Consider the following 11,288-nt stretch of genomic DNA (forward strand, 5'->3'; position numbering starts at 1 on the left):
TAGATTAATAATTAGCGATCGCTAAAATCCCAAATTCCAATAGCATTGATCATGGCAGTCACCGTACTACTTCAAAAACTTACAGTTCCCCCTGGTCAAAGGTGATTAGTCCACAACCTACAGTGGACTGAATTTGAATCTGTTCTAGAAGAGTTAGGGGAACATCGCTCTTCCAGAATTACTTATTATCAGGGAACTTTAGAAATTAGAATGCCTACCCCAAAACACGAAGTTGATAAAGAACTCATAGGCGATGTGGTGAAAATTTTGCTTGATGAGTTAGAAATAGACTGTGAGTGTTTTGGCTCTACTACTTTCAAGGGAGAAACTATGGAAAGTGGTATCGAACCGGATCAATGTTTCTATATTGAACACCATGCTCGAATGCGAAGCAAGCGACGAGTAGAGCTGAATGTCGATCCACCACCCGACTTAGCTATTGAAGTAGATGTTACCTCTAAAACTCAGCTAAATGTCCATGAGAAATTAGGTGTACCTGAACTTTGGCGTTATGAGAAAAACCAACTGAAGGTTTATCTCTTGCAACCAGGAAAAGAATACGAGGAAGTTTCCACCAGTCCAACATTTCCTAGATTAGCCATTCAGGATTTGGTGGCAGAAGTTTTAGTTCAAAGTCGCGATATTGCTAGAAGTCCTGCTTTACGAGCTTTTCGCAAAAGAATCAGAGAAATAGTCTAGTCAAGAAAAGTCAAGTTAAAAATGAAAAAAAGCATGACTACAGAAGTTTTTATATCAGTGAACCACATAAAAAAAATGATAATCTAGTAGAAACCTTCCATCGAACGTCCCTACTGTTTGTTGTACTTAGATAAAATTTGCAAATAACTGGAAAAAAAGGACTGTAAAATAAAATTTACATTGTAGCGTCGAACCTAAATTATGTATAATCGCATTTTAGAGTTAGAGTCAGATCATCCATTTTCTTTTGAGCGCTTGTATAGTCATCCAGGTTCTCTTATTCCCTACGACAAAGGCGGTACTCGCAAACAAATTGCAATTATTGGCGGAGGAATAGCCGGCCTTGTTAGTGCTTACGAACTAAGTCAACTCAACCATAAAGTTACTTTATTAGAGTCTGATTCTCGTTTAGGAGGAAGGATTAAAACTCATTATTTTAGTGATGGAACTTACGGAGAATTAGGTGCAATGCGAATCCCTACAAGTCATGGTTGCACTTTACATTATGTAGATAAATTTAAGTTACCAAAAAGATCTTTTATTAATTACAATCCTGCAACTTTTTATTATTTGAGGGGAAAGAAAATTCGTTTAGATAATTATCAAGAACTTTTTTCTATTTACAATTTAACCCCTGATGAAAAAGAAGACCCTGGAGTAATTTACGCTCGCTTATTGTCAGAGTTAATTAATTCTTTTTCTGAACAAGAAAAATGGGAATTATTTGCGCCAACTTTTACCAGCGATAAGCTAAAAAAGTACGATAGCCTGTCAGTTAAGGACTTTTTTCGCAGTCATCTTTCCCTCGATGCTTTTGAATTAATTGGTTGTATTACTGGTATAATAGATTATCATAATATTTCTTTATTAAATGGTTTGATTGATTTCTTTGCTTGGTATCAAGTTGAGCAATACGAACTCATAGGAGGAATGACAACTTTAGTGAATGCTTTGGTGAAAAGAATATCAGGAAAAATTGAGACTGGAGCCAAAGTAACACATATAGCAATGACAGATAAAGGGGTTAGAGTTGGCTGGAATAACTTAGATAAACCAAAAACAGCAGAATTTGATTATGTGATCTTTGCTCTTCCTGCTACTGCTCTAGCTCAAATTAATTTTGACCCTATTTTACCCAGTAAACAACAAGAAGCTATTAACAATTTGGGTTATTGTAGTGCTAGTAAAACTTTATTACACTGTAAGTCTCGCCCTTGGGAATTTGCAGATAATATCTATGGTGGGGAAAGTTTTACAGACCTAAATATCGAAAAGTGTTGGTATCCTTGTGATAATGCTCAATTAGATTCAAATAACTTTTCTCAACCTCATTTTGTTACTAAAAATAAAGATATTTCTTATCAACCATCAGTGTTTACTGCTGCTTATCGCTGGTCAGATAATTCCAGGAAATTTATGGCTTTAGATGAAACAAATAAAGCCGATTTAACCTTAGATGAAGTTGAAAAAATTCATCCTAATATTAAACAATATACCGATGATATTATTCATAGTATTTGGGATGAAAATCACCAGCTTAGTTCTGGTTCTTATGCCTATTTTGCTCCAGGAGAACGAGATAAATATCAACCTTTTATGGGACAACCTTATCCTATTAATAATCCTCGTGTTTTCTTTGCTGGAGAACATTTAGCCATCAATCACGCTTCAGTTCAAGGAGCAATTCAAACCAGTGTTACAGCAGTTATTGATATTCTCAAAATGTCTATTTAGGGCTTGCGTATGGAAAGCTAAAAGTCTTATGGTTCTCGGTCTTAGGAGTTTTTAGATTCAGTTTATCTCCTTATTATTCGCTCTTATTTGTCTGAAAATACTGAGATTTTCTGCTGAAATTCCCAAAAATTTCTTCAGATAAAATGGCCAAAAGCGTCGCTTCTTCCCCCATCTCCGCGTCTCCACGTCCCCGTGTCCTACCCCCACCAACCAATTTATTCAGCAAACCCTATTTAGGGTTTGCCCTTGTCAACCAAAATCCTAGCTTTTTTAGTACCTAAAAAAGTACCAGATTTTCGCTCTTGTAGGCTGCTCAAGTGAGTATTTTGGCATATACCAGAGTTGGCAAGGGATAATTTTTCCTATGTACCTCTTCTAACACTCCTTATTCCCTACTCCCTGTCAGAATAATAACGTATTTTTTCTATTGGTACCTGACTAGATAATGCTTTTTCAATGTCGTAGGGAAAAGGAGGGAAAATTGGTTGGTAGTCTTTCGGTGTCAAAGGTTTGTGTCGGACAATAGCATTTACCATAACACAAGTTTCGTCATAAGGATTGATAGCACCATGAGGAATTTTTGGTGCTACTTTAACCACAAAAGAATCTTGTTCGCTCAAAGGAATATATTGATATTTGCCTGCGGACAAAATTACCCAAATAAACTTACCACGAACTACTTGAATGTAATCTGTTTGATTGCGATGAACATATAAATTTTCCCTAGTGTTTGGTGGATATGTAGCCACCATAGTTTCGTTACAATTAAGGCTAGTATAATAGGAAATTCCCTCCGGTACAGTTTCTGAATTAAGTTGTAAAATTTCTATACTAGGTATCTTTGCCATTTTCATTTACCTTGTGAATTAATATCAAATCTGCTGGGCAACGGAAGTACTACAAGAAACCGGGTTTGTCGGAGGTAGATTGTATAGGACCCCTAACCGTATCTTTACAAAAGTGAGGATTAGGAGACAGTAGTCACAACATGAAGAAATAGAATAGGGAAAAAAGTATAAAAATAGCCCCATTATGCACCATCTCCCCGACTCCCCGACTTTCCACCTAATTTTATAGAACCCAAATGGCTTCTATAGAACCCGGTTTCTGGGTTTCCCCTGGGTAAGTCCTGTTTATATTTTATATTCTAGAACTTTCATCGCTGCATTATGCCCTGGAATCCCACTAACACATCCTCCCCGTTTAGCTCCAGAGCCACACAGGAAGATATTATCAAAGCCAATTTCTACACCCCACATTCCCCGTTCTTCCTCTGATTCTACAAAAGGCCAGGAAAGAGATTGATGGAAGACATGACCTGTGGGAATACCCACTTCTCGTTCCACATCCACTGGAGTCGCAATATCAACACAAAGTTGACCATTTTCATCCCGCGCTATACAATCTTCTATGGGTTCTAATAAATATTGATTTACGCCATTAAGATACCTCTCCAATACTTTCTGTTTCTCTGTTTCATTGTCTTTCACAAATAAGCTATAAGGCATTTCCAACCCAAATAAAGTTAGAGTCTGATAACCTTCTGTTCTCAGAGATGGGGATAGAATAGAATCATCTGTTAAACTATGACAATAAAACTCGCCAGGGGGATGTTCTGGTATAATTCCTTCACCAGCCATTTTGTAACTATCAATGATGTTTTGATAACCCTCGTTAACATGGAACGTTCCAGTAAATGCCTCTACAGAATTGTAATCTGCCTTCAAACGGGGTAACTTCCTTAAAACCATATTAATTTTGACAAACGATCCTTCATCTTTCGGATCCTTAGGAGGATTATACCCACTCAACAGTTGGGAAAGTTTTTTCGGAGCAAGATTAACTAAAACATATTTTCCATTGACATAGTTTTCTTGGCGATCTTGTTGAAACTTTACAGTTGCTTCCCCTTTGTCTGGGTCTATTTTTGTGACTTCAGCACCGTTGAGTATTTCCACACCATTTTTTTGGCATTGACCAACAAGTTCCTCTGTCAGTTTGCCCATACCACCGACAGGAACGCACCAATCCCCTGTACCATTAGCAATAATATGATAGAGAAACGTCCGATTTTGTTTTAAGGATGAATCATGGGGATGGGTAAACGTGCCAATAGTGCCATCAGTGAATACTAAACCCCGCACCAAATCACTTTGAAAAAATTCTTCAATCGCAACTCCCAAGGGTTGCTCAATAAATAATTGCCAAGCTAGCTTTTCTTCTTCTGTCTGAAAGCGATTTTTTATTTCATCTTTAGTCTGCATCGGTTCCAGCAATGAAGGCCAGATGTTCTTTCCTAGAGACTTTTGGAGTTGATGAAACTTGACATAGCTTTGATATTCTTCTAAATTTCCGGTGAGTTGTTTAAAGGAATGCTCGGTGACAACTTCAGATTCATTACTAATCAATAAACCCTGATGTTTCCCGTTTTGCTCAAATGGAGTGAAGGAAGCGGGATTTCTTTGTCGGAATTTAAAATCTAAATCTAAATCTGAGATAATTTTTTGTGGGAGCATTCCCACTAAATAGGCATAAACTGAGAGTTTCGCTTCAATACCAGGAAATAGTTGGCGGGAAACAACTGTTCCTCCTACTTGCTCTTGTTGTTCTAGCACCAAAACAGATTTACCCGCTTTAGTAAGATAACAAGCAGCAATGAGTCCATTGTGTCCACCACCAACGATGACTACATCATAGTTTTTTTGTATATTTGAAGATGTCATAGTTTTTTCTACTAATTAGGTAAAATATCAAGATCGGGACTTACCCATAGCAACCAAGAAACCGGGTTTATTACTTTGATTGTTGTTCAAAGCAGGAAATTTCTTTGATAAACCCGGTTTCTGCGTAAGTCCTAATCAATATAGGAGGAATCTACCCGATCGAGCAAACGGCGATTAGCTTCCCAAACGAGTTTAAATTCTTGGTTATCCTGGTGAAATGGACCCTCAAACTGCTTTGCTGTATGTTCGCAAATCTCAGGTGGTGGTATAATTGGTTTGGCACTGCTATTTAACACATTAACCTGAATTTCGCAAGCCTTATTTAGGTAGTACATATAGTAAAATGCTTCTGCCACTGTTTTACCTACTGTTAAAAGACCGTGATTACGAAGGATTAAACATTTCTTGTCTCCTAGAGATGCCACCAGTCTTTCTCGCTCATCCAAGTTAAGTGATATTCCCTCATAATCATGGTAGGCAACCCGATTATAAAATTCCATCGAAATTTGGTTAAGCGGCAACAAACCTTCTTCCATCGCAGCAACTGCCATGCCACTGATAGTGTGGGTGTGGATGATGGCATGAACATTGGGGCAACCTAAATGAATAGCACTGTGTATCGTAAATCCTGCTGGATTTACTTCCGCATCTGCTGGATCGATTTTATTACCATTAGCATCGACTGGAACCAAATTTGATGCACATATTTCCTCGAACATCATACCATAGGGATTAATCAGGAATATTGGTGGTTCCTCTTTAATGCGTACAGAAATATGGGTGTAGATCATGTCTGTCATCCCATAGTAGTGAATCAAGCGGTAAGCAGCAGCAAGATCGACGCGCAACTTTTGTTCTTCTTGGGAGTAGGAGGTAGTTATGGGATTTTTGAGTTTAGAGTTGATCATCTTGTTTAAATAAATTTACTGTGGGAAACGAAATCGCCTTCTTTAAGATCGGTTAATTTATAACCAAAAGAAGTCAAGGTATCATCACCCTTAGCTTTGATCAGGGAGTATAAACCATCCAGAAATATCTTTGAATAGCGAGCTTGGGAATCCACAAAACGCATTGTATATGCCATTCTTGATGGTAATTTTCCTTCTAGGAGAGGGACACTTCTATGCCAAACAAATTTGTCTAATAAAAGAGCATCACCTACTTCAAAATCATCTTCTACTTTATTTTTCTCTAAAACTAAGTTTTCCAGTTTAGAGGCGTAGAAAAAATCCAAATAATTAAAATCTTCGGTTTGACAAAATTCAGCAAAATCTTGGTGTTGGATCGCTTCGTACCGGAGAGCATAGTACCCAAAAGTAGGATAAGCCTTTTGAGGTACGTATGCCATACCTCCATGTTGCTCTTTGGTGTTAATGGGAACTAGGGGTATCCAAATAGAATAGGCTAAATCTTCTGGTTTAATAAAGTTGAAGCTAACTAAATCTAGATGGAATGGAAATCCTTTTTTGTTTGGTTTTAATTCAAATCCCACACCTTGGGTGAAGATTAATTCATTGGCAATTAATTGCTTGAGGGTATTTTTAAAGTTTTCGTCGGAATAGATGTTTTTGGTTACGGCATTTTCCAGATCGTAACCAACTCTGGAAAAATCCCCACTATAAGATTCGGGAACTTTTTGGACTTGATTGGATTGAGCGATTAAATTCTGTAATTTATCGATCGCTTCATCTGTAAACAGTTTTTTGAGTTTGAGAAACCCATTCTCAGCAAAAGACTTTTTTTCTTCTGCGGATATAGTAATTTTGTTGACTAGCAAAGACATAAGCTTTTAATCAGGATGTATAATTTAGGATTAGTCAGGACTTACGCACGCGCAAGGTATTTCTGTCATTGCTTCAGCAAGCGACAGCGTTTCGCTCCGCGACATGAATGCAAAGCATTCCGTAAGGATAGCAATCTCAAATGACCAAAACTCCTCCCGAATGCGTAAGTCCTGTTAGTAAGAGCTATAAACAAATTTACTCTTAGAGATTAAATTGCCCTCTTTCAGATCGCTTAATTTATAACCAAAGGAAGTTAAAGGATCATCTCCCATAGCTTTCACCATGTAATTAAAATCATCAAGAAATTTTTTCCCATAGCGGGCTTGGGAATCGACAAAACGCATTGTGTATGCCATCCTCGAAGCTAACTTTCCTTCCTTCAGAGGAACACTCCTATGCCAGACAAATTTGTTTAGTAACAGAGCATCACCTACTTCAAAGTCATCTTCCACTTTATTTTTCTCTAGAATCAATTCTTCCACTTTGGAAGCATGGGGAAAGTTAAAAAATTTAAAATCTTCAGTTTGACAAAATTCGACAATATTTTCATGTTGTACTAATTCATAAATAAGTGAAAAATATCCAGAGGCAGGATATACTTTTTGAGGTACATACGCGATTCCTCCATGTTGCTCTTTGGTATTAATAGGAACTAGGGGTATCCAAAGAGAATAGGCTAAATCTTCTGCTTGAATAAAGCTAAAGCTAGCTATATCTAGGTGGAAATAGAATCCTCTTTTGTGGGGCATTAATTCAAATCCCACACCTTGGGTAAAGATTAATTCATTCTTGATTAACTGCTTAATAGTATCTTTGAAGTTTTCCTCAGAATAGATTTGGTGAGTAACAGAATTTTCTACACCGTAACCTATTCTGGAAAAATCTCCAGTATAATATTCGGGAGCTTTGGTTATTTGATTAGAATTGTAAGTCAGCTCCCGTAATTTATCTGTAGCTTCCTTGGTTAATAGTCTGTTTAGCTTGATGAATCCATTTTCCCAAAAGAATTCTTTCTCGGTTTGGGATAAGGTGATTTTGTTTATTAATGAAGACATTTAATTTAGGGAATTCAAAATTCAAAAGTCAGATTTTATAGATCGAATTTTAAATTAGTATAATTGATAGCAAGCAATAAAACAATACTATGTTAACAATCTTACTTTGTTAATTTAACAAGCGACATCAATCATGGTGTTAGGTTCTAAAACTTGGAGATGCCAATTAGTAATTTCTTCTCCGGGTATCAAAATTGGACTCCCTGGGGGAACTTTCTTGATACAACAACTACTTATTTTACCTAATGCTTGCCCAATGGGTAATTTTTCTTTCTGGCTAAAGAAAGCATCTTTAGGTAAAGTCTTGATTTGAGGGCGACGGCAAAAGTAACTATCAGGTAAAACCTGTTTTATTGGTTTTTCCCTCAGAATGGGTACAACTTTAGCCAAAGTTTCCCGCATAAATTGGAAATCTTGTTGATTGTGATGGAAAGAGAAAATTAATAATAATCCTTCCTCTCCAGCAAATTCCCCATCAATCCCCTGTTCGTACAAAAATTCTTCTAACTCCGAACCCGTAAGGCGATCGCTCTTTAAATAAATTTTCAGAGGATCGGTAACTTGGGCATCATAAGTTAAAACCTTGCCGTAATCATCTAATTGACTGCGCAGAGCATCGCATTCTTGAATCGCTTTGTCAAATAAAGCCTTACCTCCTGCCGAAAATCCCCGATTAATAGCATCTTCAAGACTTAACATCAAAAGATTACTGCGGGTAGTAGTTTCAAATAAAGGCAAAACTCCCATCACTTGTTCGGTGCTAAACTGGGAAGATTCAGGCAAATGTAACAAACCAGTTTGTACTAAACTACCCGCATATTTGTGCATACTATGGGAAACTATATCTGCTCCAACACTAATTGCTGATTGCCATTGTTCGTCAAGAAAGGGAAAATGACTACCGTGAGCTTCATCCACTGCTAAAGCTATCCCATGCTTTTGACAATAATTAGCTATCGTGACCAGATCGATAGTTACGCCTTCATAACTCGGATGAGTTAGTAACAGTGCGGATACACCACTCGTTTCTAAAGCAGTAATCACCTCATCAGTAGTCGGCATCAGTGACTCAGAAGGAATAAAATAAGGCTCTAATCCTGCTAAGATGATGCCGTTTATGGTAGAAATATGACTATTAAGGGCGATCGCCACTTTTTGATACTGAGTACCTAGTAAAGCACAAGTGGTTAAAACTCCTTGACTACCTCCTGCTGTGAGCCAGAAAGTATGTTTTGTGCCATACAGCTTAGAGAAATACTTCTCTATATTTTCAGTACGAGGGCGAGTCAGAAATGGTGCATCATATTGGTAAATTTCTTCACTCAGACGATGACCATTACTTTTAATACCTTGATGAGCAGGAGTATAGAGACTAATCTGAATATCCTGATTGTGGGATGCAATCAGCTTATAAGTAGAAGATACTTGATTCATCAATTTACAGAAAAATCGGTTTGAGTTGGGGTATGGGGCGAATTGTACTTTCTACCGCAATCCCATTCCGTAAAGCTAACAGTAATCCTGTCGCTTCCATGTAGCTATTGACACGATATATCTTGTGTCCCTGAGTTTCAATTTGTAGTTTTTCCGGCGTAATATCGTACTTTGTGGTATTATTCTGAACTAAAATTATGGGAACTCCTTGGTCTAAAGACGCTAAGAAAGGTATATTTCCTACAGTTGTTTCTGGCATTACCACTGCCGAAATATTCTCGACAGATATCCTGGTTTCACCTGCTGCTATAGGAGTATCAAATCTTACCGGGCGAGGAGAATTAATCAAACCATTCATGGGAGAACAAAGATAGGCACTAGAAATTAATTCTGCACCATCCCTAGGATCTACTAATTTACCAAATCCTGTATGTTCCCACTCCAATAATAAGGGAGCGTGCGCAGCAGTCAAGGGATAGAAATTAGTCGTCATGTGAGTCAGTATTGCTTCTGCACCACCCCAAGGATTGGCAATAGATTCTCCTCGGTAGTAAGCTTGACGCACTTTATCATCTACTTGCAAAGTAGTCATTAAAGCCACTGCCCCAACTGAAGAATTTTCTACCACATCTAGAGCTTTGATCAATTCCTCCATACCTTGAAATTCCCCAGAAGCATTACCATACTGGGAATAGGTACAGGTAGTTTCTACAGGGCCACCCGTTACAACTACCGGCTCGATATTAATTCCTCCCACCGCCCGCAAACCATTTAAAGCATTAATAACATTGTTTAAAAATCGTTCATCTTTGGGCTTTTCTATTATTGCAGCAATATTTTTGCGCTTCTCAGGAATGACTCCAATATTACCCAGTAGTAATTGACAAATCAGATTTCCTTCTAGATAAAGAACATTATCTTGAGCAAAATAGATATCGGATGCTGTAACTGCATTAGGATTTGTTACTAGATAGTCACAAGCTGAGGCTAAAAGATTGGTACTAGGAGTGGCATCTCCAGCAAAACCACCAATTTCGGCTCTGACTCCGGTGGGAATAATACTAGCTACTACAAATGGTTGATGAGAAACCCGTTGACGGATATTAATGTCTAGTAATGATGGCCAAACAGGTTGTCTCTCAGTTTTGATGAAGCTTGATTCAAATGTGAGGGTATCAGCTTCGACTTTTGTTAAAATCAAGCGAATAGGAACACCTGGTAAGGGAAAGTTGCCTATTTCTTGGGCAATTTTTCTCCAGGTGCGTTGTTGTGGAGGACATTTAATTTCAAAGTCTTTAGTATAAACTTGGGACATCAGTTCAATTATAAAAAAGCAAATTAATTTTTACCTTAAAGTGTGATTTTTAAGTAAACTAAATAATTAAAAAATATTTAATGTTTTTTGATGGGATTTACGCAAATTCTTAGATGAGAGGTTATTCATAGGGGGAGTAATGACCATTAAGCCCTACAGGTGGTTTATAATTTAATATTTTGGGCTATCAACAGTATTAAAATAAGGGACTAAGAAACCGGGTTTATTGCTGTAATTTTGTTGCTTAAACCACGAATCAAATTTTCAAAACTAGAAAATTCTCTATAATATAGTACCTTTCTCTAAAGTCTTGTTGAAGCAAAAAGCTTCAGTCAGAGATACTGATAACTAAATAACTGATAACTAATAACTGAAATGACTGTTACTTATACATTTTTAGGTAAAGGTGGGACAGGAAAAACTACTATTGCATTTGCCACTGCCAAACGATATGCTAGCCAAGGAAAAAGAGTTCTATTTGTAGGACAAGAACCTGCTTCAACATTATCTTTAATATTAGGTACAAATATTGGTCCTGAACCTA

Annotated in this window: 9 protein-coding genes and 1 pseudogene; 3 read left to right on the top strand and 7 right to left on the bottom strand. The window is 37.3% G+C overall.

The features are described 5' to 3' along the window. Positions 1 to 141 precede the first annotated feature (141 nt). Positions 142 to 699, top strand: a pseudogene (locus VKJ25_RS13900) (Uma2 family endonuclease); the annotation flags it as partial. A gap of 201 nt (positions 700 to 900) precedes the next feature. Continuing rightward, positions 901 to 2,433 (top strand): flavin monoamine oxidase family protein, encoded by a 1,533-nt coding sequence (locus VKJ25_RS13905; protein ID WP_324237226.1) that lies wholly within the window; start codon positions 901 to 903, stop codon positions 2,431 to 2,433. Positions 2,434 to 2,825: 392 nt separating this feature from the next. On the opposite strand, the gene VKJ25_RS13910 is transcribed toward VKJ25_RS13905, so the two are convergent. The 7 genes from VKJ25_RS13910 to VKJ25_RS13940 all read right to left on the bottom strand — a co-directional run bounded on the left by VKJ25_RS13910 (position 2,826) and on the right by VKJ25_RS13940 (position 10,744). Further along, positions 2,826 to 3,281: a dTDP-4-dehydrorhamnose 3,5-epimerase gene (locus VKJ25_RS13910; RefSeq protein WP_324237227.1), complete on the bottom strand. Its 456-nt coding sequence runs from the start codon at positions 3,279 to 3,281 to the stop codon at positions 2,826 to 2,828. Positions 3,282 to 3,566: 285 nt separating this feature from the next. After that, complete coding sequence (locus VKJ25_RS13915; RefSeq protein WP_324237228.1) at positions 3,567 to 5,156, bottom strand: phytoene desaturase family protein; 1,590 nt, start codon at positions 5,154 to 5,156, stop codon at positions 3,567 to 3,569. Between the two features lie 131 nt (positions 5,157 to 5,287). Next, positions 5,288 to 6,064, bottom strand: a complete 777-nt coding sequence (locus tag VKJ25_RS13920) for a class II aldolase/adducin family protein (protein ID WP_324237229.1) — start codon at positions 6,062 to 6,064, stop codon at positions 5,288 to 5,290. Between the two features lie 5 nt (positions 6,065 to 6,069). Continuing rightward, positions 6,070 to 6,939: a phytanoyl-CoA dioxygenase family protein gene (locus VKJ25_RS13925; protein ID WP_324237230.1), complete on the bottom strand. Its 870-nt coding sequence runs from the start codon at positions 6,937 to 6,939 to the stop codon at positions 6,070 to 6,072. A gap of 174 nt (positions 6,940 to 7,113) precedes the next feature. Further along, positions 7,114 to 7,995, bottom strand: coding sequence for a phytanoyl-CoA dioxygenase family protein (locus VKJ25_RS13930; protein ID WP_324237231.1), 882 nt, complete (start codon positions 7,993 to 7,995; stop codon positions 7,114 to 7,116). Positions 7,996 to 8,109: 114 nt separating this feature from the next. Next, positions 8,110 to 9,429 carry an aminotransferase class I/II-fold pyridoxal phosphate-dependent enzyme gene (locus VKJ25_RS13935; RefSeq protein ID WP_324237232.1) on the bottom strand — a complete coding sequence of 440 codons (1,320 nt, stop codon included), beginning with the start codon at positions 9,427 to 9,429 and terminating at the stop codon, positions 8,110 to 8,112. Positions 9,430 to 9,433: 4 nt separating this feature from the next. Continuing rightward, entirely contained in the window at positions 9,434 to 10,744 is a 1,311-nt protein-coding gene (locus VKJ25_RS13940; RefSeq protein WP_324237233.1) for a DUF3326 domain-containing protein, read from the bottom strand. Positions 10,745 to 11,119: 375 nt separating this feature from the next. Between VKJ25_RS13940 and VKJ25_RS13945 the strand changes: the two genes are divergently transcribed. Further along, positions 11,120 to 11,288: ArsA-related P-loop ATPase (locus VKJ25_RS13945; RefSeq protein ID WP_324237234.1), on the top strand; the 169-nt coding region annotated here is incomplete at its 3' end.

The organism is Okeania sp. (assembly GCF_035285525.1).
GTDB lineage: Bacteria > Cyanobacteriota > Cyanobacteriia > Cyanobacteriales > Microcoleaceae > Trichodesmium.

Excerpts from the sequence above, each read along its gene's own strand:
- VKJ25_RS13930 (WP_324237231.1), bottom strand. The coding sequence starts at position 7,995 with ATGTCTTCATTAATAAACAAAATCACCTTATCCCAAACCGAGAAAGAA.
- VKJ25_RS13940 (WP_324237233.1), bottom strand. The coding sequence starts at position 10,744 with ATGTCCCAAGTTTATACTAAAGACTTTGAAATTAAATGTCCTCCACAA.
- VKJ25_RS13915 (WP_324237228.1), bottom strand. The coding sequence starts at position 5,156 with ATGACATCTTCAAATATACAAAAAAACTATGATGTAGTCATCGTTGGT.
- VKJ25_RS13925 (WP_324237230.1), bottom strand. The coding sequence starts at position 6,939 with ATGTCTTTGCTAGTCAACAAAATTACTATATCCGCAGAAGAAAAAAAG.
- VKJ25_RS13935 (WP_324237232.1), bottom strand. The coding sequence starts at position 9,429 with ATGAATCAAGTATCTTCTACTTATAAGCTGATTGCATCCCACAATCAG.
- VKJ25_RS13905 (WP_324237226.1), top strand. The coding sequence starts at position 901 with ATGTATAATCGCATTTTAGAGTTAGAGTCAGATCATCCATTTTCTTTT.
- VKJ25_RS13910 (WP_324237227.1), bottom strand. The coding sequence starts at position 3,281 with ATGGCAAAGATACCTAGTATAGAAATTTTACAACTTAATTCAGAAACT.
- VKJ25_RS13920 (WP_324237229.1), bottom strand. The coding sequence starts at position 6,064 with ATGATCAACTCTAAACTCAAAAATCCCATAACTACCTCCTACTCCCAA.